Here is a 25221-nt window from a genome sequence, read left to right as displayed (position 1 = left end):
GGGAAGCGATCTTCGCCAGGGCGTCATCGTCGCTGCTCAACCACACTCGTGAACGCCCCGGGGAAGGCCACCTTAGCCGCGCCCACAGCGGCCACGCACCCCCGCTCCAACGCCCGGTTCGCCGATCGGCGCATTGCCGAACTGGAGGCTCAGCTGCTCGAACGCCTCGGCTCCAAAGCGGGCTGCCGCAGAAACCTGGTGCATGCCTCACCGCATGAAAAGTACGGTGAGGAACCTCCAGCCGGGGATGGGCTGGGATGGGAGGGCAGGGCAGGTGAAGAGCCTCGAACTGGTGATCGTGCAATTCGAAGAGGTCAAGCGCCTCATCGTGATTGACCGGGTCCCGCAGCTCCGACTGGCCCACATCCTGCTCGACAGCGCCGTCGAATTAATCATGCACCGCATGGCCGAGTCTGAGCTGAGCTACGAACGCTATCGCTTTCGGGAGCTCGAGAACCTTCGCCGGATCGCTACAGGACCTGACCCCTACCTCCGCAGGGAACGCGAGAGGCTCGGCGCTGACCGGCTGCGGGAGCAGATCCAGAAGCTCGAAGGAACCGTAGTCTCCAAAGCAAGGCGCAAGAAAATCGATCGTGAGTTCAACAGCAAGATCGACTTCCTGGTCGAACGGAACAGGCTCCCTGGAGACCTCGGCCCGGTGTTGAAGAAGCTGCACGAATACCGGAACGAGACCTATCACCGTGATGAGCACCGGATCGAAGTGATCCGTCCCGCCGTGGTGATCTACTTTGATGCCGCTTGCACAGTGCTTGAACACTACGAGCCGGGCACGATGGTTCTGAGTGATTCCCTGGGCCCAGAGCTCAAGCAGCTCCAGCAGGAGCTCCCCAGTTCTTCGGACGTATTCGAGTTGCCTCGTCAGGCCGCAAAGCAACTTCGGATGGAAGTTGGCCTCGATCTCGAGTCGGTGCGATCGGCACTGAGTGAACACCTCCTGGGCCGCCTTACCGATCTCCAAGGTTCCCTCGCTTACATGGAGGAGAACTTCACCAGCGACGACGTGATCCCAGGTGATGCAATCCGACTCTTGCAACTCGACGACGGAGACGTGGAAGCGATCTTCAACCCCGAGGTCATGCGCAGCCGATCCGTCCCCTACTCCATGGGCGATGTCACGTCATGGATAGCAAGAGCCGCCGCGTTGGAGGGCATAGCCGACAGACACGCGCTCTTCACCGAGTTCGCGGCCATCGAGGACTCCTTCGAGAACATTGAGAAGGGAGCCCGGCAAGCAGTCTGGAGCATCGACGAGCAGGCGAACTTGCGCTGAGCGGCCGGCTCACTTGCAGTCAGGCCGAAGACAACGACTACAGCGCCTTCGGGGGTCAATCCTGCCCACCGCCATCGCGAACGTGAACTACATGTGTGTCACGTGAACGCCCAGGTCACGGAGGCCAATCTGACGATGGCATTCAGAAAAGTGGACGTCGAGGCCGGGCTGGCCAAGCTCGACGCCAGCGGCTGGCGGCCACTACGGCCCGCGCAGTTGCGCGAGCTGGGGCTGACGACCTGAGTGGCCCTGCTCTGTGCTCAAGTGAAGATGGCGGTGCAGGAAGCGTAGGCGGTGGTGGCTCGCGCACGGCGCGGGCCACCACCATGCTTACGGCCCGGTCTGTGTAAACGCGGCGGACGGCTCTTGTTGATCCACAGGAGCGTGAACGTCACGCACGGATTGGCAAAGTATAGAAGCACGTACTATTGTTGTACTTCATAATGAAGGACGTAAACATCTACGAGAGCGACTCTGACGGCCTCCTCTACGATCCTCGGGTCAGGGCCGCGATGACCCAGTTCACCGACAGCGACGAAGACCTGCTCACCTTTGAGGCGGGCGCCGCCGTCCGCACCGCCAACCATGCCGTCGAGCGCATGCGCGCCCACGGCTCTCAGGGACGAGGGGTCAGCGCGGGCGCGCTCGACCTGCTGATCCGCCTCAACAGCAGCGAGCACGGCATCAGCATCGGCGAGCTTGCCCGGACCGCTGGGGTCAGCTCCCGCAACGCCACCGGCTTGGTCGACACGCTGGAGCACGACGGGCTGGTCCGCCGGGTCCCCGACCCAAAGGATCGGCGTTCGGTTCTGGCCGAGATCACACCTGCTGGGCGGGCGTGGATGGAGTCGTTCCGCAGGCCGTCGCAGCTTGCCATGCGGGCGATGTTCCACGGGTTCACTCCTGAAGAACTGGTCATTCTGCGCGACCTGTGCCTGCGGCTGGCCGCCAACCAGCATCGCCTCGCCGACCATCTGCGTCAGATCGGACAGCAGCCATGACCACGACAGCTCAAGAACGGACCCGCCGCACCGTGCGCGGCTATCACGAGGCCCGCTTCCGCGGCGAGGTGTCTGCGGCGGCGGCGCACCTGGGAGAGCCGTTCCGCTTCCAGAGCCCGTTCATCACCTCCGACGATCGGACGGGCCATCTGGCGACCTTGCCGGGGTTCGTGTCGATCGTGACCGGCGTCGAGCTGATCAGTGAGCTGTACGGCGAAGCGGAGGCCACGCTCGTGTACGACGTGCACACCGCGACGCCGGTCGGCACTCAGCGCACGGCCGAGCACTTCCGGCTGGACGGCGGCAAGATCGTGTCGATCATGCTGTTGTTCGACGCCTCGCCTTGGCAGCCGATGAAGGCCCAAATCGAGCTATGAAACTCTCACGTCACCACAACGGGAGAACCAGCAGGGCCCAGCGTAACGCACCAACCTGCCCATCCCCGCGGCGTGCTGGTGGGCAGGCCGCGGTGGAGTCCACGCTGACCAGGCAGAGGTCGCCCACGACCGGAACCGGTCGTAGACGGTGGACCACGAGCCGTACTCCTCGGGCAGATCGCGCCACGGGCTGCCGGTGCGAAACCGCCACATCACCCCGTTGAACTGCCGCCGCAGATCCGGGATCGGGCCCCGCTCGCCCAGCGGCAGATGAGGATCGACCAGGGCCCACTCGTCATCGGTGAGGTCTCCACGCACCATACCCTGCGATTACCGGGGCCGGCGGGTGTCCCGCAGGAGAATCCACAACCTCCTGATCCGAACCCCGAACAGACCCTAGGGGTAGCACCATTCGTATTGCCAGCTGTTCGCGGGAGCGTATTCCAGATGGGCTAGGTTTGCCCACCCTTGTTTGGTGGTTCCCTCGATTCGGACCCAGGCCCATCCGTAGCCGTATTCGTTCATCACCTGACAATGGATATAGACCGTCGTATATTGGGCCACGCCCGTTACAGTGCCGCAATGCCCATAAGGTCCGCTCTTCAGGTACGTGCCTTGCATGGTGAAATCATAGTCGTCGGAGACGTTGTAGTGGAGCCAGCCCGCACATGATGGCGCTGCCTGTACCTGCGCTTGGGCTGGGCCGACCAACCCGGCTGTCAGAGCGAGCGCAGCAGCAGCCGCACCTAATTGCTTCAGTAATAGTCCACTTTTCATGTCATCCTCTATTTGCTAGGGACTTTCGTCAATTTTGAAGTCGTGCTCAGCTACTGTCAAGAGGAGAGTCATTCCCTTCCTGCCTGCAGGAGAAGCGAGTGAGATCCGGTGCTGCCCTGTCGGGTCGAACCTCAATGCCGTGGACTTAGGGACTTTTCCTAGTTGACCTGCGGGGACCTTGCCGAGATGGTGCGCGTGGGATTGAGCGAGACGGCTTTGTGGCGGCCTTTTCGCTCACGCCGACCGGCCTTGCTGGTGTGCGTGTGATCCGTTGTCCGGAAACGATGCTGCGCGCGTCCGTGGGGCACGGTGGGCGCTCCTGCACCAGGTGGTGCCCCAGGACAGCCGAAGAAGATGCCGGCCACGGGTCGCGTTCCCTGCCTGCCGGCGAGGAACTATCCCATCCCGAAAGGAGGTCTCTACCTCATGGCCTCCATCCGCCACGAGATCGTCATCGACGCGTCCCCTGAGCACATCTGGGATGTGCTGCGCGACGTCGGAGCCGTGCACGAGCGTCTGCTGCCGGGCCGTGTCATGGACACCCGGCTGGAAGGCGACCAGCGGTTCCTGACCTTTCCCGACGGGCACGTCATCCGCGAGCTGATTGTCGCGATCGATGACGATTCCCGCTGCTTGGCCTATTCCGTTGTTGAAGGCGCGAGACCTCCGCTCGAGCACCACCACGCCTCATTTGAAGTTCGCCCGGAGGGCGACGAAGCGGGTCGACTGATCTGGACCACCAACGTGCTGCCACACACGCAGGCCACCGAGATCCGCATTCGCATCGAACACGGCGCATGGGAGATGAAGCAGGCGATCGAGGCCACGGCACGCAGCTGAGCCACCTACCCATGTGAACCCCTGGAAAGGGGAAGGGTCGTCATGCTCGACGACGTCAAAACCACATCGCCGTGTGCACTGAGTTCATTCCAACCAGATGTCGCAGGTCACAGGCTCGTTGCGGATCGCTGGTCTTGGTTCTGAAATAGAGAAGCCCCTGGTAGAAGGGTTGTCGACCAAGATCAACCTGTAACCAGAGGCTTCAAGTTGCTGTTCTATCGTGCTGCGCTGCCGTTGTCACACCGGACCGAAGGCAGCAAACTCTTCCCACGCCAAGCTCCGCGGCCCTGGCGAGCGCGCCAACGCCGTGTTGAAGACCTGGCGCATCCTGCGGAAACTACGCTGCTGCCCACTTCGCGCAGGTCAGCTCGTCAAAGCCATCTTCGTCCTTCAGACCCGCGAAGCAGGGTGAAATACGTTCACTGGCCACCGATGTGTTCGTGCCATCGCCGCAACCCCGCGCTGCCGTGACCCTCAGGATGCTGTCAACGACTCATGGCTGGTTTTCTCGGTATCTCGGCTGGACCCGGCTGTAGACCGCAGGGCCGCGCTCAGTAGATTCCCGGCCGCCATCAGGATCTCGGCGATGGCACTGAGCATGACCGTCTCGATACGGCGGCGAAACGGCAGCCGCTGGTGTTCAGGGCGATCAGGCTGGCCGGCGGCGTCCTCGTACGACGGCGCCAACAGTTCGTCGGCCGCCTCGTAGCGAACCTCCACCTTGTCCCCGTGCCCGGCCAGCCGGTAGCCGGAGCAATCCCGGCTGCTGTCCGGTTCGCCCTCCTCGTCCAGGCCGTCCAGTCCGGCCGCGTCCAGCACACCACAGGTTCGTGGCGAGGTCCTTGCCCCTCGGGGTGGAAATCCCATGCCGGATACAGTAGACGCACATCCGCACTGTGACACAGAACTACGGCGACCTCGACCTCAAGTACTTCTGCCGCTGTGAGGGCTCATCGGCTCAAGGAGTGTGTCCGCAGCTCGATTGACTGGATGGGGAACATTTTGACCGGGTAACCTGGACGCTATGGGAGCCGTGGTCGAGAACATTCACATGACTGCCGAGCAACGCGCTGAAGGGCTGGCCAGGCTACGCGCCGTTTTCGGCGACCCAGATCCGGCCATTTTGCGTGTGGTCGAGCAGCGGGCCGGGATCGAGCACTCCGCTGTTGATGACTCACAGTGATCGCCGGCAGGGTTTTCGACACCTCGGCAATCGTGGATTTCGGTACTCGCCGGACGCGGTACGCCGAAACGGTGGTGTGGTCCTCGACTGACGTGGGCGCCGTTGTTGTGGTGCCCATGCCGGCCTATGTCGCGGCACTCGCGCAGATACCTCCTAAAGATCATGATGTCGCTGCGGTGCTGCTCACTCTCCCTGTTACGGTGCGCATCGACCTCACGCCTGATACCGCCTCCGGCGTGGCCGAGACGCTTCAGCCGGTGGGTGCCTACAGCCCTCAAGGCCTGACTGCCGCGTCGGTCGTGCACGCCGCCAGGTCACGGGGGTGGCGCATCCTTACCGGAGATCCTCTGCCGATACTGGCGCTGTGGAACGACGCGGAGATCGAGTCGCTTCCTTAGCCCTTCCCCAGCACATTGATCATTGATGCATAACCTTACTTATGCATGATTAAAGTATCCACTCCTCGACCGCCCCCATCACGGTGCAAATATGGCCTGCCCCGCTGGGGTACAGCCCTCCCACCCCGACAAGTGCACGGCCTAGGCTGGCACGGTGGTGTCCCCCCTCACCGGCCACACCGGAGTCACCGCGGCGGCTTCCAGGCGTTGCGACCAAACGGCGTACTTCTTGACCTGCGACGGATTCCGCAGGCATAGCCGAGCCAGATCGGGTCAGAACGTCATCAATCAACTCACAGTGATCAACACGTTAGAAGCGAACGTTCCAATATTTTGTGCCCCAAGATCCTTCTCGCGATAACGGCTGTCCGCAGGTTCCTCAACCCTGGAGAAGGCCCCCGAGTTCCCGCGAACACAAGGGTCGACGCCGGACCATTGGGATGGTCTGGGCGTTATGCACTCATGGTCCACCCGAACCTAGGGACGCCTACGACCAGCGGAATGTAGAAAAATCCGCGACCCCACCTCGGTCGTGGGGCGGAATTGGGCACGGCAACGCCAAGGCCGTGCCTGGGCTGTCGTCTCTAAGCTGTGGCAACACTTCCGAAACCGGCCCGGAGGCGGACTAGGTGTTGATCTGGAGGACCCAGACCGATAGGTGTTCCGCCCCGTGGGTGTAGATGAGGCGGAACGTGTCGGTGCGGAGCTCGAACGCGTCGGGGATGCCGCCGTAGGGCCGGGCCGCCAACGGTTCAGGCTCCTCGGTGAGGTCGAGCAGGGTGTCGGCGATCGTGGCGCGCAGGCCGGGCGCGGCCTGGCGCAGGAGGTCGCGGACTGCGGGGGCAAGGAGGAGCCGCCGCTTCAAGAGCGCTCGCCGCCGGCGGGCAGGCCAAGGTCGGCGAACAGGACGTCGCGGCTGTCGTAACCGACCATCTCCAGCTCGCCCCGCTGCTGGGCGGCGATCGCCGCGGCGACCTCGCCGGCTTCCCGCTCGTGGCGGAGCTGTAGCAGCTCCTCGTACTCCTCCTCGGAGATGAGCACGGCGCGCTCGTCCTCCGAGCGGCTGATCCTGGTGTGCTGGTGGCTATGCGCAGCTCGGGCCACGAGCGTGCCGAGCTTCTTGCGTGCCTCAACGATGCCAAGCGAGTCAGTGGTCATGTCTCCCACGATACGCTTAGATGTACACCCTGCGCATGATGTACAGGCATAGGTTTCCGGGAAGTTCGGGAGGTCTCATGCCGGTCGCTGCGCTTTGGCACCGAAGGGGGGTCAGCCGGTCGTCCCCAAATGGAGCGTCCGAGAATTGAACGGTTCTCAACATGACCTTCTGGGTTCACCCAGCCTGCCCGCGAGCACTGGACCGGCATCTAAATCCGCAGCGGTAACCCGTCGAGCGCCTCGACCTGTGGCTGGTCACCACCGGCCACCGCTTGGCCCGGCTGGCGGTAGGAGGTGGGGCATGCGTGAGCGGCCTTCTCGTCCCGGCGCTGCGCTGGGCAGGCGCCGCCGTGCATGACGTTCGTCTGCGGGCTGGTGACCCTCGTCGAGCAGAGCGGCGAACTGTAAGTCAACCTTGCCGGACCCCAGCAGAACGGTCACGGCAGGGCCGCCGGCCCAAGGCCGGTAGATCCCGACCGGGCTCGGTCCGACCTTGGTAGATGCGGGGGTGATCAACAGGACCGGTCTTTACGTGCTGGGCGACTTCACGTGGGGTGGCGATCCGCACGCATCGCTCGTGCCCTTGCCCCACGGATGGTCGGCCTTCTCCCCCACCGGTTGGTTGTGCATCGAGATGGTGATGGGTCATGGCATCTGTCGTGGCGGTGCGCTATTGATGTGCCGATCGTGGACCCGCCCACCGCCAGACACGCATCGGCACCAGGGTCGTGGTGAGATCAGATCGCACAGATGGCTGTGCCCCGGCTGCGTGCGATGCAGAGGCAGATCCGGGGCTTATGTGAATTGACGCTAGCACACGCACCGGCCCGAAGGGAGCGACACCGGGGTGGAGGAAACCGAGGCCATACGGCTCCGGCGGGTGCTGTCGCAGGCGCGCCTTGGCGAGTACGCCGCGGTGTGCGGCGGAGACCCCGTGATGGCGCTTCGGCTGTTCTGCTGGAATACCGAAGTCGCCGGCGCACTGTACGGCCCGCTGCAGCACCTGGAACTGGCCTTGCGTAGCGTCGTGGACCAGCAGATGCGCCAGCTGCTCGGGCGAGCCGATTGGTGGGACGCGCCCGAGGCCAACCTGCACTTCGCGGCTCAACAGAAGATCAACGATGCTCGAGGTCAGCTTCGCCGGCAAGCCATACCCAACACGCCGGAAGAAGTCGTCAACGAGCTTCCGTTCGGCTTCTGGGTGGGCCTGCTGGGCAGCGGCAACCGCTACGACCAGCGGTTCTGGCGGACCACACTGCACCGCGCCTTTCCCCACTACCGAGGACGCCGCCGGGACCTGCACCAACAACTCGACTACCTGCGGGTGCTCCGCAACAAGATCGCCCATCACGGCCCGATCCACCATCGGCACCTGCAAGCCGACCACGAAACCGTCGTGGAGGTCTTGGGCTACATCGACCTGGGACTCGCCGATCTGGTCCGCCGCTACAGCCCGGTCGGCGCGGTTCTGAACCGGCGCCCGCCGACACCCTGACCAGCGTAAGCTGTGGCGTGCCCGCCAGAAGTCTTGCGACCACAGCAACGCCGGGGACCACCAGGTGCGGCCTGTCACCTGTCCGGGGCACAGGGCGTCGCCGAGGGGTTGCACTTGCAGCCGGACCGGCTGTCCGGGGATGGTGAAGGCGAGCGCGGCCGCCGTCCGCAGGTCCACCATCTTCTCCTCAGCGTGGCTGATGTAGTGCAGCAGCCGTCCCCACGTCGTGGAGTGCGCGCTGGCGATGTGGTCGTTGAGGACGTCGGCCATGGTCTTGGGCAGGCGGCCGGGGTCGATCGACCCGGCGACCGCGCCGAGACTCGGCTCGCCAGCTCGCCGAAGAGCAACTCTGCCTGACCCATGCCGCACGCCGCGACTGCGCTACCACGGTGGTGGCCTTGCGGTACTTCACCGTCTATGGTCCGCGTCAACGCGGGGACATGTTCATCCAGCGTCTGCTGACAGCCGCCAGCGCCGCGACTCACCTACTTCGACGACACCATCGCGGTGACGATCGCAGCAGGTAGCACCTACCTGCCTAACTGCGTTATCAACATCGGTGCCGGTGGCAAAGCCACCCTGCGCGAGGTCGTCGAGTACGCCCGCCAGCTCACCCACCACGAGATTCCCATCCATACCGAGGGGGCTCGCAACGGAGATGTCCCCGCGACCTGTGCCGCCCGATCTACTGCCCGGCGCCTGCTCGGCTGGACTCCCACAACCGATCTGGTCACCGGCATGGCATCGCAGTTGAACTGGCTCACCGACCGCTCCATGTCGACCACACCGATATGACCTCGCGCAGGGCGGTCCTGTTACCCGACCCTTGGCCTCATCCCGCGAGGCTGGCCATGGGCGGTGCGAGCATCGATCTTCACGCGCAACGGTGCCGTGACAAGACCCTCGCCTCCAGCTCCGAAGCCATAATCCACCTGGCGTTGATCGCAGCATGAGCCGCCGCCTCACCGGCGAGTCCACCCGGCCTGGCGAAGCACCTGAACCCGGATCAGGCAAAACCCACGATTCAAACGCCTACTTAAGTGGGTGTCTTTGAATTTGGGCCATCGCGAGGCGCTGGTCATTCGCTCGCTCGTCTGGTCAAGGGGTAGGGGTAGTGGCGAGGTAGTCGTGCAGGGCGGCGTGACGGAACTGGTAGACCGGCCCAACTGTGCGGAGCAATCCCAGCCGGTGCGCATCGTCCAGAAAATCCATGACCTTCCACGGTAGTCGGCGGGCGAGAGCTAGCCGTGCGACCGCGATGATGCACACCAGCCACGCATGATGCTTCCCCGCGACGAGCCCGTACACGAGCCCGACGGCGACTCCGCCCACGAGCCCGTACGGAAGCCCGTACACGAACTCCAACGCGAGCGCGTACAGTGCCTTCACCCCGAGCTGGAACACGAGCGTATGCGCGAACTGGGCCACGGGCCTGAGCACGACCTCGAACACGAGCCCGAACGCCAGCCCCGCCCCAATCCCGCTCGGAAGCACTCGCAGCAGGAGGAGACCTTTGTCGGTTCGCCATGTGGACAAAGGAGTGCTGTTCGATGTGAGCGTGGGTTGCTCTGCCCATGTGATCAGCCCGGCCACAAGCCCGAACACGAGCCCGAACGCCAGCCCGAACGCCAGCGCGACGACGAGCCCCTCCGTGAGCCCGCTCGCGAGCGCTATCACGGGCCCGCCCGCGAGCCCGAGCGGGAACCCGAACGCCAGCCCGAACACGAGCCCGAACGCCAGCCCAAAGCCGAGCCCACCCAGGAATCCGCCCACAAATTGTCCGACGATGGAACGGAGAAGGAGACGTCTTCGTCCGCGCAGGCGAAGGTTGGCGAAGCCGGGTGTCTCGTCCACCCAGGAGTCGGCCGCGACTCCGACCAGGAGTCCGAACACGACCCCCAGCACCAGCCCGAACGGGAGCTTGAACTCGACCCCGAACACCCACCCGCCCACGAGACGGCGCACGAGGATGAACAGCAGCGCGTACACGAGCCCGGCAACGAGTCCGAACACGAGCCCGCCCCTGAACCCAGCCACCACCCTGAGCGCGAACCCGGTCACGAGTCCGAACGCGAGCCCGAACAGCAGCCCGCCCGCGAGCCCGATCACGAGCCCGGCCACGAGTCCGACCGGCAGGCCGACCGTCAGCACGACCAGCGGCCGTATGTGAGGAGTGGTGCGGGGAATGTGCCACCAGGTGATGTCACGGGTGGTGGCGGGAGGGAAGGCGTGGGCCAGGTAGGTCAGGTAGCGGCGGGTGGCATTCGGGTTGAGGCGGTGGCGGGGCCGGAAGTGGTTGCCGGGGTCGGTGCTGGGAGGGCGAGTGGCGATGACAGCGGGGACAAGCCGGTCGAGCAGGTGGATGCGCAAGGCGTCGGCGTCGGCGCCCACGGGGCCGATCAGGGGGGCGGGGTCGGCGTCGGGGGCCATGTAGACGGTGCGGATCAGCCATAGGCCCAGCGGGGTGGCCGCCAGTTGGGTCAGCCCGGGGGCGGTGCGGGCGGCCAGTCCGGCCAGGACCTGCTGCCAGGCGGGCGGCGGGGAGGCGGGCAGACAGGCGGTCAGGTAGCCGGCGGCTGCATCGGGGGCGAGGAGTTTGGGGGTAATGATCGCAGCGGCGGTGAGCGGTCGGCCGGTGGCGGTGATGGCGGTGGTGAACTCGGTGGTGCGGCTGGTGAGAATGAGTTGGTCGCGGGCGGTCAGTGAAGCGTTGAGCTGCTCGATAACCCGGGTGCGCGAGTGCTCCCCGATTTCGTCAAGGCCGTCCAGGATGGGCAGGATATGGCCGCCGTGTGCCAGTGCGGCCGCAGCGCCGGGGCCGAGCTGGGGGGTGGCCAGCGCCGGGTAGTCCTGGGTCAGCCGATGGGTGAGCCAGTCGTGCAGGTGGGGGTGGGCATCGAGGTCCCAGCCGCTGACCGGCAGCAGCACCGGCACTGGCACAACCTCGCCGGGGTTTGCGGTGGCCTGGTCGGTGGCGCGGGTGGACAGCAGCTGCAGCAGCAGTTGCACCGCCAGGGTGGTCTTGCCCATGCCGGCACCGCCGGTGATGACCAGTCGGCGGCGGGTGAGCGCGCGAAATCGGCGGGCCAGGTGGGGCAGGTCGTCGCTGCCGCCGGTGAAGGTCAGCTCGCCGTCGGTGGTGATCAGGCGGGGGTGACTCATCAGCGCCTCATTGGCGGTCAGCTGCCAGTGCACCGGAATTGGTTCGGGATCATCCAGCAGGCGCCGCCGGGCTTCGGTGCGCCATTGCCGCTCGATCAGGTCGGCCAGCACCTGAGCGGCAGTGCCCACCTCGGCGTGACTCAGGGTGGTCATCGCCGTTGGGGGGCGCCGGGCCCACACCACCACACCGGTCACCGCAGTGGCCGCCGCCAGCGCCACAGCGGCCACATCGGCGAGGTTCACCTCAGCGTCCGGTTTCCACGCCCGCCATACGGCGATCATCAGCGCGCCCACGGCCAGGATGGCCGCTACGGCGGCCGGGATCCGCCACCGGGGTCTACGTCGGCTCACGCGGGTATCGTCGCCGATTGCTCGCTGTTCGGCATCACTTGCGCACAAATCGTGATCGTCGATCCGCCGTTGCCGGCTAGTGGCACCGGTTCGGCCCAGGCGCCCCCGCGGAATCGGGTTCCTGTGGGCCCCCAACGGGGCGCCGGCCCGGCGCACGGCTGATCGTTAGCTGGTGAGGCCGTGATAATGGCTGAGGTAGTCATGAACGGCCTGCTCGGGAACGCGGAAACTGCGTCCGACGCGGATGGCCGGCAGCTGTCCGGAGTGCACAAGCCGGTAGATGGTCATCTTCGACACCCGCATGACCGTCGCGACCTCGGCCACCGTCAGAAAGCCGACCTCGTTGAGGGGGTGCTCTGCTGGCATGCCGCCGATGGCCAAGCGGTCGATGTCCACCTCACGGATCGGGTGGGTGCCGCCGGCGAGCCGGACGATCGCCTCTCCTACGAAAGGTGGCTGGTCCTGATCCGGTGGGCGGGCGCGGCTGAGCAGGTCTGTCACTACTTGAAACTGGCTCTGCTTGGTCACCATGACATCGACCTTCCAGGCGGTGTCTCGGGCAGATGATCGGTCAGGGACACCACGGGCACCGCCCCCATCGTCTCGCCGCGTACCACAGCGCCGCTATCGCCAGTCTCTCGGCTTTCCTGGTAGCCCGGACCGCTGACAGCTTTTCCATCTCCTGAGTGTCGAGGAAGTCCATCACGGTGCGTTCCCAGTGGTCCTCGGCCGGGTCCCACTGGCCTTGATGAACTTTCCCAACGAAGATCTCAACGAAGCGGGGCTCGTCACCATCACCATCGTGAAGTGCTGTCAGGGACCTCACCGCTTTCCTCCCCGCGAGTTGCGAGGAGGCCGGGCCTGTCTGCGCAGGGCCTGGGTGACCTCGGCCTCGGACCGTGTGCGCCGGGCCTCGATCTGGCGAGTCACCAAATATCCGGCCGTGCCGCCCACGAACGCGGGGATCATCAGCCAGCCGACGAGCGAGACCGCCCAGCTCAGCACGGGTGCCGCGACCTCAGCAGGCGACTTGATGCCGATCATCACCTCGTACGCGGCCGACCAGCCGATCAGCACAGCGTCGACCACGAAGACGGCGAGCAACACCAAGGCCAGCCACACGGCGCGCGTCAGCAGCCAGTAACGGGTCTTGCTGAGCGCGGTCAATGACCGCAACCACCGTCGGCAGCGGGCCCGCAAAGACATCCGCGGCGGCGGCCCCGGCGTCGCTGACGTCATGCTTTGAAGGTAATCGTCAGCTCAGGTCTTTCAAGAGGGACCAAGGTACTGAAGGCCTGCAGGCCCACCGTTGAAACCATGGTGCAGGTCGTGGATTACATCGACCTTGGACCCGCCGACCTGGTCCGCTAGCGCCCGGTCGACACGATCTGGAAACGGCGCCCGCCGACGCCGTAACCCACCCGCAGAACAGGCGATATACCGGCGGCATCCCGTACACACCTCGGGTTGCATGCGACTCCTATGACCACTCCCCCGCCGCGCGGCTACGGCGTGGAGCGATCTCACCTCACAGCCGCATTCACTCACGCTCCGACGCGCCGATCAGGGGACCAATGCCTGCGTGACCGGCTCCTCCGAGGCGACTATTGGCTCCTCGCCGCCACCGCCTCATCCTGGCGCCGCTGGTCTTCACATCATCTGGGCAGTTGGCTAGGGTAGGAGAAACCGAACGTGATCACCACCACCGTCACCGACGGCCTGGTGCTCCTCCCACGGATCCCGTTACGCGCCCTGCCTTGCCACCTTCGCTGGCAGGCCACCCGCGCAGGCGAACGGCCCGCCACCGGGGAGGGTTTTCGGGCCGTGGTCTTCGCAGGTCAGGGCATCGGTTCGATAACCACATCTCCCCCACAGTGCTCGCAGTGGGGCGGGGTCGGCGGTCAGGACGGGCCAGCCGCGGTTGCGTGCCTCGTGGACCACCGCCGCGGCGGTAAGGGCGAGCGGGGCCTGGGCGCCGGCTGGGCGGAGGGTGGCGGCGATGCCCGGGCGGAGCCACGGGTGAGCTCAGAGGTGGAGATGGTGACGGGCAAGCCGAGTAAGACCTCGATCATGTCCCACCGGTTCTCACGGATGCTCGCGAGCGCGGCGATCAGCGCGGGGGCGGGGATCGCGATCACGATGTGATCGGCGACGCTGGACCACACGGCGGCTTGGACGTACGGCGAGCGCTGGTACCAGCCGTAGAGCGCGGTGTGGTCGAAGATACGACCGCCGATCACTCCGGCAGCTCGGCGGCCTGGTTGCCGTGGGAAGCAGCGAACGCGCGGGCACGGGCCAGCATGTCAGGGACCGGCTCACCCATGAGGTCACGGAGGCGGGCGAGGGCGTCGGCCTGCTCTTGCTCGGTGTACTCGACGATCTCGGTCGCGGCGTTCATGGCATGAGGGTACCCCCGAGCGAGAGGACAACTCCAGCGGTTCCAGGCGTCACGGTCCGGGCGCGGCGTGGTGGACATTTTCCTGGGCACAGTCCCGGCGAGACCTGGCCCGGGATGGGCGGCGATCCGCCCAGGGCCCGGCGAGCTGTGCATCAGCATGATCGAGACAACGGCCGGCGGCACCGTATGGGTGCGTTTCCACGACTGCCGCCCAAGGCGTCCACCAGCGTGGTGGCTCTGGCCCTGTCATTTCCCGCAACGCTGAGATCCGCTCCGTGGGGTAGTCCACGAATGAGCGTGGGCAGCAGCAGCGTGATGCCGGTCGCGTCCTACACGACGCGGTGCTCCGACCCTTCGCTGGCCGCGTCAGAGGCTAGGAGGCTGACCACGCTGCCGACGAGTCCAGCGACCGGCCCAGCACCTTGGTCAGATGCCCGCTGAAGACCTTTGCGGCGTCGGCGTTGCGAGATCGCAAGGCCACCATGCCGGTGAGGATGACGTCGCACAGTTCGCGGTCGACGTCTTCCCAGGTGTGGGTGAACCCCTTACGCGGGTTGTGGCCGTAGACCCCATCGACGGCGTCGGCAACTTCGCCTGCCTCGCCTGACACCTTCAGCAGCCGCAGCAGCAGCTCGACTTCGGGGGCCAGCGTGGTCTTGGCGTCCAGCCATGCCACCAGCTTGTCGATGCTCGCCCAGGTCTCGGCGTCCATGGCCGATCAGGCTGCAGCGCGTTCCTGCAGTGGCAGGGGTGAACTGTTTAAACAGCGTGTCCGGCGGGGATGGCGGCCTGGACGTGGGGTCGGACACCGGCAGCGGTGCTTCTGCGCTTGGTTTCCGACCCCAGTTGTAGGTCTTGATCGTCTGATCGAGCGTGTGATTTGGCCCCAGGGCTTCGGCTGCTAAAGCGTTGTGAGGCGTTACTGTTCCGAGATTATGAGTAGCGTAGGAGTTCGGTTAGGCGAAGAGGCTGCCCGCCTGCTGGCGCGGTCCGGCTGCTGTCAGATCGAGGCGGGACTGACCGATGCCGAATTCGCCCGCATCGAGCGCGAGTACGGATTTGAGTTCGCGGACGACCATCGGGCGTTCCTGGCAGCCGGGCTGCCAGTGAGCTCACCCGCCGAGGAAGGGCAGACCTGGGCCCAACCCTGGCCGAACTGGCGAAACGGCGACCCCGACCAGTTGCGACAGCACCTGGATTGGCCGACGGAAGGCGTCCTGTTCGACGTCCAACACGGCTACTGGCACGACGCCTGGGGCGTGCGGCCACTCCTCCTGCAGGATGCGCTGACAGCAGCGAAGCGGCATCTCGCTCAGGTGCCACGCATGATCCCGATCTTCGCCCACCGCTGCCTGCCCGCCGGACGCGGGACCTGCAGGCACCCGGTGCTCTCGATCTACCAGACCGACATCATCTATTACGGCAGCGACCTGCCTGATTACGTCAACCGAGAGTTCGGCGCCCCCGAAACAGGCACCAGCGACAGACGGAAGCCGCAGGCCACGGTGCCGTTCTGGCGAGACTTTCTCTGATCCGAGCTCCTGCCTCGGTTTTCGATGTCGGCTTGGAATCTTTCGGGCGGATCAAGAACGGATCACGGGCCGGCGCTGCCCTGTTGTGCTTGGCTGCGCGCCAGCCCGGCGCGGACCGGCCGCGTTCGGCGCGCGTAGTCGAGGAGCTGGTGCGCATGGCAGTGGGTCTTCTTGAAGGCGGGCAGGGACATGGATCTCTCGAAGGCGCTCCGGCTGGGTAGCCGGGGCGCTCCACCGGGGGCCAAACACCGCCCGTCACTAAACCGAAACGAAGATCAACTCTAGCGCCGATTACTGCAGTCATCCTCCTCGGAGGCCGCTACGCGACTGATCTGTCACTGGATCTGCTGCAGCTGCACCACTAGAACAGCAGGAACTGCTCCGCGCCGTATGACCGCGACTCATCCAGTAGTACTTCGGCCGCCTGCCGCAGGCCGACGACGGTGAGATCGGTTGTACGGGGCAAGTCGCCGATGAGCGCGGCCAGGAGCAGCGCGGCGCCGGTCGCGTCCCACAGAGCGCGGTGCGGCTGCCCTCCGCTGGTGAGGCGGGTTACCTCTTCGGTGAGCCTGTAGTGATCGAGAAGGACTGTCAGGCTTCGCCCAGAGGTTCCCCTGCCCACGAGCCGGGCGAGCTTCAGCGTGTCGATCAGCGCGGCGGGGCGGATCCCCGGGCAGCGCGCCGACAGCAGCCGCCAGTCGACTCCTATGTTGTGCCCGACGATGTAGCCCCTATCCAGGCGGGCGGCGAGCTGCGGCGCGACGACATCAACGGGAGGGGCGGCGGCGAGCGTGTCGTCGGTCAAGCCGGGAGAGATCCAGGGGCGGCGTGGGATGCGCCGCCCCGGGTTGACCAGCGAGTGGTAACCGCCCGCCATGTCGGGGCGGCCGACCTCCAGCGGGACGACCCCGACTTCCAGGATCGCCTCGTTCTCGCGGTCCTGGCCGCCGGTGCCCTCCAGATCGAACGCGACCAGCGGCGCGGCCGTCCACGGCTGGTCGTGCATCGTGGGGCCCCTCCTGGTTGGTCACTCGTCGTCGTAGCGGGCACCGGCGGCGAGCCGTTCCCGCGCCTGGTCAAGTTGCCGTTGATCGTCGCTCAGCACCACCTTGCAGGGCTCGCTCGTATGCGGTGTGAGACGGACATCAAGGTCGTACTGTCCTGTGCTGCAGGGCTTCCGGGGACAGGCACCCCCGTCCGTTGTTCAGTGGGTCTCAGCGGTACGTGAGGTCCATACGCGGGTTTCGTTGACGCGTTCCTTGGCTCGCAGGGCGTCCGCGAGGTCGATGCCGGCGCGGTTGGCGATCGCGGCGAGGTAGATGAGTACGTCAGCGAGTTCCTCGCTAAGAGTCCCGGTGGCGCTGGTCGGGTCGATCGACAGTGCGGTGTGCTTGCGCACCGCCTTGCATACCTCGCCGGTTTCCTCGGCGAGCTTCAACGTCTGCTCAAGCATGGTGCTGTCGGAGAACCCGCGCGCTTTTTCCATGTCGGCGACGTACCGCTGGATCTCGTCCAACGTTAGTGGCGTGCTGGGAAGCGGGTGCATGACGATCCCCCTGGGACGGCTGCGAGGGACGTTACCGTAGCACCGGCTGTGACGGTGCCTCAGGACAACAGGGCATCCGATGCCGGTAGGAGCACCATCTGGTCAGGGGAAACGCGCGTGCCCACGGCCTGGCCGATCCTTAGAACTTTGGTGAGCTCAGCGGCGGCCACGCGGGCCTGATCGCGCTGCTCTGCGGGCGCCGCCCGGGGGACAAGCCGCAGACGGACCCGGCGTGCCTGCTGGTCCCACATCCACGTACCGACCACGCGGCCGTCCAACAGGACCGTGGACAGAACCTCGCCGATCTGGTTGAACGCCACCGAGGGGGCGAGGTCACCGAGGTAGCGGGCGCGGGTCTCGAAGTACGCCTTGAGCGCGACGTCTTCGTGCGCCAGCAGGCAGATCCCCGTCATGCAATCGGCGTTGGAGGTGGCGGTGAACTGGGTGAACCGCTCGGCGGACATGTACAGCGGGCTCGTACTCCACGGGGCGCGGACCTCGACGAGCTTGACGGCTGCTCGGTCCAGGCCGGCCAGCACCGCGGCCCGTGAAAGCCCCGACCACCAGGTGGCGTCGCGGATGCTCACCGGGCCGTATCGGTCGAGGTAGGCGCTCATCAGCTGCTCGACGGCCACGCTGGCCGGCAGGCGGGTGTCGAGGCCGGGGCAGACGTCGGGGGTGAGGGCGAAGGTGCGTACCTCGCGGTTCCAACCGCCGGCGGTGTTGAGGTAGGTCAGGGTGCCGCGTTCCCATGCCAGTTTGAGGGCCAGCCGTGTCATCGGCGCGGGGATCGCCGTGGCGGCGAGCCGGGTCTCGATGTCGCGGTGGAACATCGGCCCGGTCTCGCCCAGCAGGTCGACCAGCGCCCGGCTGGCGGCCGCGAGGCGTGTTTCGTCGAGACCGGCGTTGACCAGCGCGCGGAGTGCGTCCCGTTCACGGAAATGCAGCGTGGCCGCGTGGGCGGCGGCCGCCAGGTCCAGCGGGAGCATGTGCAGGGTCTTGCGCATGCACCGCAGGGTGACCAGGCGGCCACGGGTCGCCGGGTCGAACAGGCTCAGCGCCACTGCGGGGTCGGTGGCGCGGGCGGCCGCGGTGGCGAACGGTGAGGGCAGCCGCGCGGCGTGCAGGCCGAGCGCTGCTTGTGCGATCGCTTCGACGCTTGCTTGACGGGTGTGGGGTGCCAGGCCTTGGCGGGCCAGGACCCAGTTCCACAGCCGGTGGGCTTCCCCCGGGGTGAGGGTGTGGCTCTCCACCGTGGCGGGTGTGGAACGCTCGGCCATGCGCGGCACCGTAGCAGCGCAGCGACCAGTGAGAGCAGTGATACCAGGATTCAGCCTTGTGGTCCCCAGGCCTCCTCGACGAAGGCACGCAGCACGCCGTAGGAGGCTTCGGTTTCGGCCCAGTCGTCGTCGCTGCCCCACCAGCGGTGTTCGTTGTGGTGGATGTGGAACTTGCCCCAGTCGCCGTCCCAGCCGGGCTGCAGGTGCGTTCCACCGATGCCGTGCAGGAGCGCGTCGCGGTACACCTGGGTGCCCGGTAGAGGAACGAACCGGAACAGCGACACCCGGCCGAGCATGGGCCGCAGTTCGCGCAGCAGGGCGATGGTCTCGCGGGTGGTCTCGGTGTTCTCGCCGGGGTAGCCGTGGATGATGAACGCTTTCGGTGAGATGCCGGCCTTGGCGGTGGCCTCGACGGCGGCGCGAATCTTGGCTTGGGTGGTGTTCTTACGCATGGCCTTCAGCAGGCGTTCGCTGCCGGACTCGACGCCGTACTTGATCTCGATGCATCCAGAAGCCGCCATGGTCTGCAGCAGCGGTTGGTCGACGGTGTCTACCCGGGACAAGGCCGACCAGCGTAGGCCGAGGTCGGCGATGTGGTGGCAGATGTCGGTGACCTTGGCCTTGTTGACGATGAAGTTGTCGTCGACGATGGCGAACCCCTCGATGCCGTAGGTGCCGATGAGGTGGGTGAGCTCGGTGCGGGCGCTGGCGCCGCCGCGGTATTGCATGCGGCGCTGGGCGACCGCGCAGAACGTGCAGGGGAAGGGGCAGCCGCGGCTGAACATGACGTGCGCCATCTTGGTGTCGGTGCCGGCCAGCCGGTCGGGCAGCACGATGTCCTCGGTCGGGAGCAGGTGGCGGGCCGGGAGCGGCAGGGTGTCGATCTCGCGCATCAGCGGCCGGGCCGGTGTGCGGACGATCTGGCCGTTGCGCTCGAACAGCACGCCGGGCACTTGGCTGAAGTCCCGGTCGTCGACGTGGTCCAGGAGTTCCAGGAGGAGTTCTTCGGACTCGCCCTCGGCGACGATGTGCGCGTCCAAGTCGCGCAGGGCGTCAGCGGGGTAGAAGTTGGCGTGGACGCCGCCGGCCATGACCAGGGCGCGGGCGTCGATCGCCGAGTCGCGGCGGGCCTGAAGCATTAGGCCGTAGGTCGCCGAGGAGGCCAGGCTGAACCCGACCGCGTCGAACCCGGTCAGGTCCAGGGCGGTGTGTCCAGGCGCGACCCGGCGAATCTGGACGTGGTGGCCGGCCTGCTCGGCTACGGCGGCCAGGTACAGCACGCCGAACGGCGGGAACTCTTTTCGCTGCTGCTTGAAGCGCGCCATGTCGTAGACCTCGGGGTACAGCAGTGCGACGTTCACGCGGTCACCTCGGAGGGTGGGAGAAGTGGACGGGGCGTGCGGCGATCGCCGCGGTGACGTGCTCGGCCAGGGCAGCGGCCACGGCGGGAGCGTCGTCCTGGCCGACACGGTGAATCAGGACCGTTGCACCGCCTGCGCGAAGGTGCTCGGCGGATTGGAGGAACAGCTCGTGCTCGCGTTGGGCGGCCGCCAGGTCCTCGTGGTGAAAGCGGCTGTACAGACCGCGTTGCTGAGCGCGGGCCATGCACTGCTCGGGGTCGTCCATCAGGACGATCGCCAGGTCTGCGGGTCGGGCATGCTGGTACAGGCCGGTGATGTACTCCTCGCTGGCGCCGTCGATCCGGTCCAGGACGTAGGCGGTGAGGACGTAGCGGTCACACACCACGACATGGCCGGCCTGCAGGTGCGGTTCGATGACGGTGGCGATGTGGTGGTAGCGGTCGGCGGCGACCAGGCATGTCAACGCCAGGCCGTGGAACTGGTGTGTTCCCGAGCGGGCCAGGGCACCGATCGGGGAGTCTGAGGGCTGCGTGGTGCGTGCTGCGGGGAGACCACGGTCGGTCAGCAGGTCACGCAGTAGGTGGCTGCAGGTGGTCTTTCCTGCGCCGCTGGGCCCGTCGAGGGTGACAAGGAACCCTGGGAGGTGGCTCTTGATGTGCATCTCTCCTCCTCCTGCGAGGAAGGTGGATACGCATTGCTGAGTACGGATTGACAGTGCGCTGCCGGAGGGTCAACGTCGAGAGGGTTGTGATGTGAATCGATGTGAATGGCTCCACCAGTGGCCCCCGGACGTGTTCACCCGATCGCCAATCAGGCCCTTGCCGCCGCGATAGCGGCGGCCGGTTGGACCCATGCTGAAGTTGCGTGCGCTATCCGCCGAGTCGCGGCCGAGAACCGCATCTCGCTTTCCTACGACGCCTCTACGGTTGGGCACTGGTTGACCGGGACTACGCCTCGCCCCGAGGGCGTATGCGCCGCTGTGGAGGCGTTTCGCCGGCGCCTGTCCAGCTCTGAGCTGACGGCGGCCGATCTCGGATGGCCGGTCCCTGTAACGGCTGCCGCAGGGGACGATCCATGGAAGGGCGACCCCGTTGCCCGGCTGACCGCTCTGGGGGAGGACGACATGAACCGTCGCACCGCGCTCAGCGCAGGCCTGTACTCGTTGGCCGCGCTCGCCGTACCCGCCGCCGCCCAGACTGTGCCCCGGCCAGGACCGGCCGCCGCTCGTGCCGGTTCGGGCGATGTCGAACGGATACGCGAGATGACACGTCGCCTGGCTGACGCCGATGACTTATACGGCGGCGGTCACGCCAGGGCTGCGGTTGCCGCGTACTTCGTCGGGGACGTCGCACCGCTGCTACGTGGAAGCACCGGCGCGGCTCGGCCCGACCTGTTCCGCGCGGCCGCGGAGCTCGCCTACCTCGCTGCGTGGATGGCCGCTGACGGCGGCGCCGCCGGGCTGGCGCAGCGGTACTACGTGCAGGCGATCCGCCTGGGTGACGAGGCAAGCGACCCGCTGGTGCGGTCAACGGCGTTGCGGTCCATGGCCGTGCAGGCGGTCGAGCTCGGCCACGCTGCGCAGGGCCTGGCGCTCGCTGATGCCGCCGCGGCCGGGCTCCGCCGAGGGTGCCCGGCACGGACCCGGGCGTGGATCACCGGCATGCAGGCCGAAGCCAACGCCGCCACGGGCAACCACCGGCAGGCACTCGACCAGCTCCGCGTGGCCGAGCAGAACCTCGAGCGGGCGGACTCGCTGCCGCAGTCTCACTGGACCGGGAACTACCGGCGCGAGTCCCATCAGCATCAGGCGGGACTCACCTTGTCGGCTCTTGGTGATCTCCCCGGCGCTGAAGAGCACTTCGCCGCGTCGTTGGGGTCGCGTCGCACGACCGAGCGGCGGTCTCGCGCGCTGATCGGCACCCGGTTGGCGCACGTCCAGGCGCGGCGTGGCGAGCCGGAGGCCTCGGCGGTCACCGTGCTCGGGCTACGCGGCGACCTGACCGTCGTGTCGTCGGCTCGGGTGACCTGCTTGCTGCGGGCGTTACGCACCGCTTGGCAGCCACACCGCGCCGAGCCCCAGGTGTGCGAGGCCGATCGGCTGGCGGCCACCCTACTGCGCTGACCTGCAGGGTCACTCAGACATCAGAGCCATGAAAGCATCTGTGTCTTCAAGGCTGAGCAAGACGCGAAGGGCACCAGCTTTGCGCAGGTCTTCTGCGGAGCTGCGGCCCGACGCCACGGCAATAGCCGGCACATCCATCTCCAGAGCGGCCTCGACATCGGCAGGGCTGTCGCCGATCAGCACAGCATCTGTCGCAAAGACCGGTTCACCGAACGCCGATGTCGCCCTCGTCAACGCAATCCGAACCAGCTGGGCGCGCTCGTCATTGTCCTCACCAAACGCGCCGATATCCCACCGAATATGACGGTCCAGCTCGAATGTCTTGAGCTTGATCTCAGCGACGCGACGGACATTGCCAGTCAGAACCGTTTGGACGACACCGGGTACTGCGGCGAGAGCATTGAGGGCAGCGTCAGCTCCTGGCAGTGCATGCCCACGTTCCCGCAGCTCAGCTTCCCGTTCGATGTGCGCTTCAGCAAGCGCCTCAGCGAACTGCTCGAAGTCGTCTCGGTTGGTCGCCAGGCCGTGTAATTTCGCTGTCTCCCGGAAGATAACCGCCTCGGTGATGCCGTCGATTTTCGCCTGTTGCTGCATCGGCAGGCCGGTGACTTTCTCAAACGCCTGAGCAGACAATTCGCGACCTACTCCTCGCGTATCGACAAGAGTGTGATCGATGTCCCAAAGCACAATCCGGCGAGTCGACATGTTCCCTCCACTCGTAAGCTGACGTGCTACAGACTGTCACACAGTAGCCACGACTAGGCCATGCTGTGGTCGGCCTGGGTGGAGCTCAACGTATCGACCTGAGAGGTGCCGCGATGGGGTTGCCCGAACTCCCCGTGGGTGAACGGGCTCGCTACTGGCGCGAGAAGAAGCAGCGTAAGCAAGCTGCGGTCGCCGGGCTTTGCGGCATCAGCGAAGAGTACCTATCTCAGATCGAGCGTGGCTTGAAGGTGCCGTCGCTGCCGGTGCTGCACTCTATCGCCACCGAACTGGGCATTCCTGTCACGGTCCTGTTAGAGGAGACGGCACGGGTCGACCCTCCCTGCCACGATGCCGTGGCCCAGGCGGGCGTTAACACGTAACCAGCGTGCGGCCTCCCCCGCTGGGACGGATATCATGGCGTGTTGAAGGGTGAGCACATCAGCGGCCAAGTCGCCGAGCACTACCTGTTGGGGGCGCGACACGATCGCGTGGGAGTACTCCCACACCAATTCCTCGTAGTCGTCGATGTCGGGGTTCCCGACGTTCTTGTCGACGACGAAACGCAGCCGCTCCAGCCCATCCTGGAACGGTGCGGATGCGGAGGTTCCCGCCGCGGCGAGACCGCCGAGAAGAAGTTGGCGGCGCAGTGAATCCATGGCGTCAGCATCCCACCGCTCCGTGGCCGGAGGTATGGCTGCGGCGTCTCGTTGGCCAACGCGAAACCGTGCATCGTCACCAGAATGCCACCGGCATATCGAGTCGCTCCACAGCATCCTCGGGCGGTCGGCGATTTCCTCGCTCCCACTTCGCCAGCACAGATAGGTCGATCGGAACCATCGGCGCCAACTCATGAAGCGTCAGGCCACGCAATTCCCGCCACTGCCGCAGGGCAGCGCCGAGTAAGTGCCAAGGCGAGCGGGTCCCATCTACCGCGTCAGGGCCACGTGACATGCCGGCTCCTCATTTTTGGACACCGTTGGCCAAACCAAATTGGCCAAATCGCTGCCCTTGGAATCGCGCCTGATCGACTCCAGCATGGCACAGAGGCGTTGCAGGCCGCGCTGTGTCGATAGCGCAACGTCACCCGTCATGTGGAGCCCCCGACTGTATGGAGGTGCGAGGTATGGGCGGTTCTACAGCGTCACAGCTCCACGCGGTAGAACACTTTGCCGTCGTGGATCTTGGCGCCGAGCGCCTCGTAGAACCTGCGGGCGCTGGTGTTGTCGTGCTCGGTCTGCCATTCGACGCGGCCGCATCCCTGCTGCCGGGCGATGTCGAACAGGCGTTGCATCAGCAGGTCGGCCACACCGCAGCGTCGGTCGGCCTCACGCACGAACAGCTCCTTGAGGAACATCGAGTGCTCAGCCAGTGGTAGGAGTAGGAGGCCATGCCGACGACGCGGTCTGCGTCGCGGGCCAGCAGTGTCCAGGCGATCAGCACGTCACCGAATAGCAGATGGTTGATCATCTGCTGTCGTTCGGCGTCGGAGGGGATGTCCGTCGCCCCGTAGTGAGTCTCGATCTCCTCGATCAACATCGACAGCACGGCCACGTCATCTGGGGTGGCCTGGTCCACGGCGAACGCCATTGAGAGGTTTCTCCTTCACGGCGGTAAACGACCTCACACTGACTGGCCGCTTCGTTCAGCCGCCGAGCGGAACGGAGTTGACTGTTTCCCATTTGTAGACACGGGTGTCTCTGTCCAGGCGGATGAGCTGCACGTCCCGCAAGGTCACCGCTGCCGGCTTCGGGGGTATGGAGGCCAGCGCGTTCACGTAAGGCGCCGCCGGCCCGTCAGTGTTGCTGTAGGCGATGCTGACGTGTGGCGTCCAGTCGGGGCTGTCAGGAACATGTTCGGAGCCCCAAATCTCGGCTATTGCTGCACGTACGCCGTCGCGGACACCACGGAGTTCATCTGCTGCTGTCACAGCGAACAAGATCGCTTCGGGGTCTACGATGGGCACGCCTGCTTCGAAAGTCACCGGCCGGTGCGTCGCGAGATGTCTCCGAGCTGCTTCTGTGATCTTCGCTAGATCGTCGGCGTCGACCTCGTCGGTGAACCCCACTCCCTGCATGGTCAGGTGCAGCCATTTCCGCGGGATGAGGTCAACTCCTGAGAGTGGGACGAGAACGGCCTGGTAGCGGTCAGCGGCAGCGTGCAGAGTGTCCTGACCATCGAATGTCGCGTGCCAGGTGTACATGCTCCGTCCGACTCGCCATCCTGGCCGCCACCACCAGTGGTCCC

At 66.0% G+C, this 25221-nt stretch carries 34 protein-coding genes and 1 pseudogene; 13 read left to right on the top strand and 22 right to left on the bottom strand.

The features are described 5' to 3' along the window. Positions 1 to 226 precede the first annotated feature (226 nt). The 3 genes from ABD810_RS38785 (at position 227) to ABD810_RS38775 (ending at position 2669) form a co-directional block, all read left to right on the top strand. A complete protein-coding gene (locus ABD810_RS38785; RefSeq protein ID WP_344952890.1) occupies positions 227 to 1291 on the top strand; it encodes a hypothetical protein in 1065 nt (354 codons plus the stop codon). A 443-nt stretch (positions 1292 to 1734) separates the two neighbouring features. After that, complete coding sequence (locus tag ABD810_RS38780; RefSeq protein WP_344952888.1) at positions 1735 to 2292, top strand: MarR family winged helix-turn-helix transcriptional regulator; 558 nt, start codon at positions 1735 to 1737, stop codon at positions 2290 to 2292. Further along, entirely contained in the window at positions 2289 to 2669 is a 381-nt protein-coding gene (locus ABD810_RS38775) for a hypothetical protein (RefSeq protein WP_344952886.1), read from the top strand. The genes ABD810_RS38780 and ABD810_RS38775 overlap by 4 nt, the downstream gene beginning before the upstream one ends. Here the strand turns inward: ABD810_RS38775 and ABD810_RS41240 are convergent. Then, complete coding sequence (locus tag ABD810_RS41240; RefSeq protein WP_425567044.1) at positions 2664 to 2990, bottom strand: transposase; 327 nt, start codon at positions 2988 to 2990, stop codon at positions 2664 to 2666. The two genes, ABD810_RS38775 and ABD810_RS41240, sit on opposite strands and share 6 nt — an antisense overlap. A gap of 75 nt (positions 2991 to 3065) precedes the next feature. Further along, positions 3066 to 3446, bottom strand: coding sequence for a hypothetical protein (locus ABD810_RS38765; protein ID WP_344952884.1), 381 nt, complete (start codon positions 3444 to 3446; stop codon positions 3066 to 3068). Between the two features lie 426 nt (positions 3447 to 3872). On the opposite strand from ABD810_RS38765, the gene ABD810_RS38760 reads away from it, so the two are divergent. Beyond that, complete coding sequence (locus ABD810_RS38760; protein WP_344952882.1) at positions 3873 to 4286, top strand: SRPBCC family protein; 414 nt, start codon at positions 3873 to 3875, stop codon at positions 4284 to 4286. Positions 4287 to 4536: 250 nt separating this feature from the next. Then, positions 4537 to 4698 (top strand): annotated as a pseudogene (locus ABD810_RS38755) (IS5/IS1182 family transposase); the annotation flags it as partial. 62 nt (positions 4699 to 4760) lie between these two features. On the opposite strand, the gene ABD810_RS38750 reads toward ABD810_RS38755, so the two are convergent. Beyond that, the gene (locus ABD810_RS38750) at positions 4761 to 5105 is read right to left on the bottom strand and encodes a hypothetical protein (protein WP_344952880.1); all 345 of its coding nucleotides are present in this window, start codon (positions 5103 to 5105) and stop codon (positions 4761 to 4763) included. A 214-nt stretch (positions 5106 to 5319) separates the two neighbouring features. Between ABD810_RS38750 and ABD810_RS38745 the strand changes: the two genes are divergently transcribed. Together ABD810_RS38745 and ABD810_RS38740 are read left to right on the top strand one after the other, a co-directional pair. Next, the gene (locus ABD810_RS38745) at positions 5320 to 5469 is read left to right on the top strand and encodes a hypothetical protein (RefSeq protein WP_344952878.1); all 150 of its coding nucleotides are present in this window, start codon (positions 5320 to 5322) and stop codon (positions 5467 to 5469) included. Next, the gene (locus tag ABD810_RS38740) at positions 5466 to 5867 is read left to right on the top strand and encodes a hypothetical protein (protein ID WP_344952876.1); all 402 of its coding nucleotides are present in this window, start codon (positions 5466 to 5468) and stop codon (positions 5865 to 5867) included. The genes ABD810_RS38745 and ABD810_RS38740 overlap by 4 nt, the downstream gene beginning before the upstream one ends. A 625-nt stretch (positions 5868 to 6492) precedes the next feature. On the opposite strand, the gene ABD810_RS38735 is transcribed toward ABD810_RS38740, so the two are convergent. Then, positions 6493 to 6732, bottom strand: coding sequence for a type II toxin-antitoxin system RelE family toxin (locus ABD810_RS38735; protein ID WP_344952874.1), 240 nt, complete (start codon positions 6730 to 6732; stop codon positions 6493 to 6495). After that, positions 6729 to 7025 carry a type II toxin-antitoxin system Phd/YefM family antitoxin gene (locus tag ABD810_RS38730; RefSeq protein ID WP_344952872.1) on the bottom strand — a complete coding sequence of 99 codons (297 nt, stop codon included), beginning with the start codon at positions 7023 to 7025 and terminating at the stop codon, positions 6729 to 6731. The genes ABD810_RS38735 and ABD810_RS38730 overlap by 4 nt, the downstream gene beginning before the upstream one ends. Before the next feature lie 847 nt (positions 7026 to 7872). Between ABD810_RS38730 and ABD810_RS38725 the strand changes: the two genes are divergently transcribed. Next, complete coding sequence (locus ABD810_RS38725; RefSeq protein WP_344952870.1) at positions 7873 to 8520, top strand: hypothetical protein; 648 nt, start codon at positions 7873 to 7875, stop codon at positions 8518 to 8520. A gap of 507 nt (positions 8521 to 9027) precedes the next feature. Continuing rightward, complete coding sequence (locus tag ABD810_RS38720; protein ID WP_344952868.1) at positions 9028 to 9315, top strand: Rossmann-fold NAD(P)-binding domain-containing protein; 288 nt, start codon at positions 9028 to 9030, stop codon at positions 9313 to 9315. A gap of 303 nt (positions 9316 to 9618) precedes the next feature. Here the strand turns inward: ABD810_RS38720 and ABD810_RS38715 are convergent, their stop codons facing one another. The 4 genes from ABD810_RS38715 to ABD810_RS38705 form a co-directional block, all read right to left on the bottom strand. Then, the gene (locus ABD810_RS38715; RefSeq protein ID WP_344952866.1) at positions 9619 to 12033 is read right to left on the bottom strand and encodes an NACHT domain-containing protein; all 2415 of its coding nucleotides are present in this window, start codon (positions 12031 to 12033) and stop codon (positions 9619 to 9621) included. 165 nt (positions 12034 to 12198) lie between these two features. Then, the gene (locus ABD810_RS38710; RefSeq protein ID WP_344952892.1) at positions 12199 to 12399 is read right to left on the bottom strand and encodes a helix-turn-helix domain-containing protein; all 201 of its coding nucleotides are present in this window, start codon (positions 12397 to 12399) and stop codon (positions 12199 to 12201) included. A 205-nt stretch (positions 12400 to 12604) separates the two neighbouring features. After that, positions 12605 to 12859, bottom strand: coding sequence for a DUF6313 family protein (locus ABD810_RS41235; protein ID WP_425567043.1), 255 nt, complete (start codon positions 12857 to 12859; stop codon positions 12605 to 12607). Then, a complete protein-coding gene (locus ABD810_RS38705) occupies positions 12856 to 13200 on the bottom strand; it encodes a DUF6313 family protein (protein WP_344952864.1) in 345 nt (114 codons plus the stop codon). Before ABD810_RS38705 ends, ABD810_RS41235 begins: the two co-directional genes overlap by 4 nt. Before the next feature lie 525 nt (positions 13201 to 13725). Between ABD810_RS38705 and ABD810_RS38700 the strand changes: the two genes are divergently transcribed. Further along, a complete protein-coding gene (locus tag ABD810_RS38700) occupies positions 13726 to 14178 on the top strand; it encodes a hypothetical protein (protein WP_344952862.1) in 453 nt (150 codons plus the stop codon). Between the two features lie 91 nt (positions 14179 to 14269). Here the strand turns inward: ABD810_RS38700 and ABD810_RS38695 are convergent, their stop codons facing one another. Further along, the gene (locus ABD810_RS38695; RefSeq protein WP_344952860.1) at positions 14270 to 14431 is read right to left on the bottom strand and encodes a hypothetical protein; all 162 of its coding nucleotides are present in this window, start codon (positions 14429 to 14431) and stop codon (positions 14270 to 14272) included. Positions 14432 to 14804: 373 nt separating this feature from the next. Continuing rightward, positions 14805 to 15143, bottom strand: a complete 339-nt coding sequence (locus ABD810_RS38690) for a MazG-like family protein (RefSeq protein ID WP_344952858.1) — start codon at positions 15141 to 15143, stop codon at positions 14805 to 14807. A 223-nt stretch (positions 15144 to 15366) separates the two neighbouring features. On the opposite strand from ABD810_RS38690, the gene ABD810_RS38685 reads away from it, so the two are divergent. Continuing rightward, positions 15367 to 15963, top strand: a complete 597-nt coding sequence (locus ABD810_RS38685) for a hypothetical protein (protein ID WP_344952856.1) — start codon at positions 15367 to 15369, stop codon at positions 15961 to 15963. A gap of 361 nt (positions 15964 to 16324) precedes the next feature. On the opposite strand, the gene ABD810_RS38680 is transcribed toward ABD810_RS38685, so the two are convergent. The 5 genes from ABD810_RS38680 to ABD810_RS38660 form a co-directional block, all read right to left on the bottom strand. After that, a complete protein-coding gene (locus tag ABD810_RS38680) occupies positions 16325 to 16969 on the bottom strand; it encodes a 3'-5' exonuclease (RefSeq protein ID WP_344952854.1) in 645 nt (214 codons plus the stop codon). Between the two features lie 198 nt (positions 16970 to 17167). Then, positions 17168 to 17479, bottom strand: a complete 312-nt coding sequence (locus ABD810_RS38675; protein ID WP_344952852.1) for a MazG nucleotide pyrophosphohydrolase domain-containing protein — start codon at positions 17477 to 17479, stop codon at positions 17168 to 17170. A gap of 89 nt (positions 17480 to 17568) precedes the next feature. Then, positions 17569 to 18789, bottom strand: coding sequence for a DNA glycosylase AlkZ-like family protein (locus ABD810_RS38670; protein ID WP_344952850.1), 1221 nt, complete (start codon positions 18787 to 18789; stop codon positions 17569 to 17571). 50 nt (positions 18790 to 18839) lie between these two features. Then, positions 18840 to 20150 (bottom strand): B12-binding domain-containing radical SAM protein, encoded by a 1311-nt coding sequence (locus ABD810_RS38665; RefSeq protein ID WP_344952848.1) that lies wholly within the window; start codon positions 20148 to 20150, stop codon positions 18840 to 18842. A 4-nt stretch (positions 20151 to 20154) separates the two neighbouring features. Beyond that, a complete protein-coding gene (locus ABD810_RS38660; RefSeq protein ID WP_344952846.1) occupies positions 20155 to 20811 on the bottom strand; it encodes a dTMP kinase in 657 nt (218 codons plus the stop codon). A gap of 105 nt (positions 20812 to 20916) precedes the next feature. Between ABD810_RS38660 and ABD810_RS38655 the strand changes: the two genes are divergently transcribed. Beyond that, on the top strand, positions 20917 to 22272 hold the full coding sequence (locus ABD810_RS38655) for an NsdA family TPR-like regulatory protein (RefSeq protein WP_486387636.1): 1356 nt from the start codon (positions 20917 to 20919) through the stop codon (positions 22270 to 22272). Between the two features lie 9 nt (positions 22273 to 22281). Here the strand turns inward: ABD810_RS38655 and ABD810_RS38650 are convergent, their stop codons facing one another. Beyond that, entirely contained in the window at positions 22282 to 22977 is a 696-nt protein-coding gene (locus ABD810_RS38650) for an HAD family hydrolase (RefSeq protein ID WP_344952842.1), read from the bottom strand. A 113-nt stretch (positions 22978 to 23090) separates the two neighbouring features. Here ABD810_RS38650 and ABD810_RS41230 point away from each other — a divergent pair, with 113 nt between their 5' ends. Continuing rightward, a complete protein-coding gene (locus tag ABD810_RS41230; RefSeq protein ID WP_425567042.1) occupies positions 23091 to 23357 on the top strand; it encodes a helix-turn-helix domain-containing protein in 267 nt (88 codons plus the stop codon). Here the strand turns inward: ABD810_RS41230 and ABD810_RS38645 are convergent. From ABD810_RS38645 to ABD810_RS38630, 5 genes are all read right to left on the bottom strand, one after another. Then, complete coding sequence (locus ABD810_RS38645) at positions 23289 to 23633, bottom strand: hypothetical protein (RefSeq protein ID WP_344952840.1); 345 nt, start codon at positions 23631 to 23633, stop codon at positions 23289 to 23291. The genes ABD810_RS41230 and ABD810_RS38645 overlap by 69 nt on opposite strands. 76 nt (positions 23634 to 23709) lie before the next feature. Beyond that, a complete protein-coding gene (locus ABD810_RS41225) occupies positions 23710 to 23928 on the bottom strand; it encodes a helix-turn-helix domain-containing protein (RefSeq protein ID WP_425567041.1) in 219 nt (72 codons plus the stop codon). Between the two features lie 190 nt (positions 23929 to 24118). Further along, a complete protein-coding gene (locus ABD810_RS38640) occupies positions 24119 to 24310 on the bottom strand; it encodes a GNAT family N-acetyltransferase (protein ID WP_344952838.1) in 192 nt (63 codons plus the stop codon). Then, entirely contained in the window at positions 24268 to 24564 is a 297-nt protein-coding gene (locus ABD810_RS38635; protein WP_344952836.1) for a hypothetical protein, read from the bottom strand. The genes ABD810_RS38640 and ABD810_RS38635 overlap by 43 nt, the downstream gene beginning before the upstream one ends. 55 nt (positions 24565 to 24619) lie before the next feature. Further along, a complete protein-coding gene (locus ABD810_RS38630) occupies positions 24620 to 25177 on the bottom strand; it encodes a 2'-5' RNA ligase family protein (RefSeq protein WP_344952834.1) in 558 nt (185 codons plus the stop codon). Positions 25178 to 25221 lie beyond the last annotated feature (44 nt).

Source organism: Sphaerisporangium flaviroseum (genome assembly GCF_039537005.1).
Classification (GTDB): Bacteria; Actinomycetota; Actinomycetes; order Streptosporangiales; family Streptosporangiaceae; genus Sphaerisporangium; species Sphaerisporangium flaviroseum.
The sequence above is the reverse complement of the archived record's forward strand: the minus strand, read 5'-3'. Positions and strand labels throughout refer to the sequence as shown.

Excerpts from the sequence above, each read along its gene's own strand:
- ABD810_RS38780 (WP_344952888.1), top strand. The coding sequence starts at position 1,735 with ATGAAGGACGTAAACATCTACGAGAGCGACTCTGACGGCCTCCTCTAC.
- ABD810_RS38635 (WP_344952836.1), bottom strand. The coding sequence starts at position 24,564 with ATGGCGTTCGCCGTGGACCAGGCCACCCCAGATGACGTGGCCGTGCTG.
- ABD810_RS38730 (WP_344952872.1), bottom strand. The coding sequence starts at position 7,025 with ATGACCACTGACTCGCTTGGCATCGTTGAGGCACGCAAGAAGCTCGGC.
- ABD810_RS41225 (WP_425567041.1), bottom strand. The coding sequence starts at position 23,928 with ATGTCACGTGGCCCTGACGCGGTAGATGGGACCCGCTCGCCTTGGCAC.
- ABD810_RS41240 (WP_425567044.1), bottom strand. The coding sequence starts at position 2,990 with ATGGTGCGTGGAGACCTCACCGATGACGAGTGGGCCCTGGTCGATCCT.
- ABD810_RS38670 (WP_344952850.1), bottom strand. The coding sequence starts at position 18,789 with ATGGCCGAGCGTTCCACACCCGCCACGGTGGAGAGCCACACCCTCACC.
- ABD810_RS38660 (WP_344952846.1), bottom strand. The coding sequence starts at position 20,811 with ATGCACATCAAGAGCCACCTCCCAGGGTTCCTTGTCACCCTCGACGGG.
- ABD810_RS38775 (WP_344952886.1), top strand. The coding sequence starts at position 2,289 with ATGACCACGACAGCTCAAGAACGGACCCGCCGCACCGTGCGCGGCTAT.
- ABD810_RS41230 (WP_425567042.1), top strand. The coding sequence starts at position 23,091 with ATGGGGTTGCCCGAACTCCCCGTGGGTGAACGGGCTCGCTACTGGCGC.
- ABD810_RS38690 (WP_344952858.1), bottom strand. The coding sequence starts at position 15,143 with ATGGACGCCGAGACCTGGGCGAGCATCGACAAGCTGGTGGCATGGCTG.
- ABD810_RS38630 (WP_344952834.1), bottom strand. The coding sequence starts at position 25,177 with ATGTACACCTGGCACGCGACATTCGATGGTCAGGACACTCTGCACGCT.
- ABD810_RS38685 (WP_344952856.1), top strand. The coding sequence starts at position 15,367 with ATGAGTAGCGTAGGAGTTCGGTTAGGCGAAGAGGCTGCCCGCCTGCTG.
- ABD810_RS38695 (WP_344952860.1), bottom strand. The coding sequence starts at position 14,431 with ATGAACGCCGCGACCGAGATCGTCGAGTACACCGAGCAAGAGCAGGCC.
- ABD810_RS38710 (WP_344952892.1), bottom strand. The coding sequence starts at position 12,399 with ATGCCAGCAGAGCACCCCCTCAACGAGGTCGGCTTTCTGACGGTGGCC.
- ABD810_RS38650 (WP_344952842.1), bottom strand. The coding sequence starts at position 22,977 with ATGTCGACTCGCCGGATTGTGCTTTGGGACATCGATCACACTCTTGTC.
- ABD810_RS38680 (WP_344952854.1), bottom strand. The coding sequence starts at position 16,969 with ATGCACGACCAGCCGTGGACGGCCGCGCCGCTGGTCGCGTTCGATCTG.
- ABD810_RS38655 (WP_486387636.1), top strand. The coding sequence starts at position 20,917 with ATGGCTCCACCAGTGGCCCCCGGACGTGTTCACCCGATCGCCAATCAG.
- ABD810_RS38765 (WP_344952884.1), bottom strand. The coding sequence starts at position 3,446 with ATGAAAAGTGGACTATTACTGAAGCAATTAGGTGCGGCTGCTGCTGCG.
- ABD810_RS38645 (WP_344952840.1), bottom strand. The coding sequence starts at position 23,633 with ATGGATTCACTGCGCCGCCAACTTCTTCTCGGCGGTCTCGCCGCGGCG.
- ABD810_RS38760 (WP_344952882.1), top strand. The coding sequence starts at position 3,873 with ATGGCCTCCATCCGCCACGAGATCGTCATCGACGCGTCCCCTGAGCAC.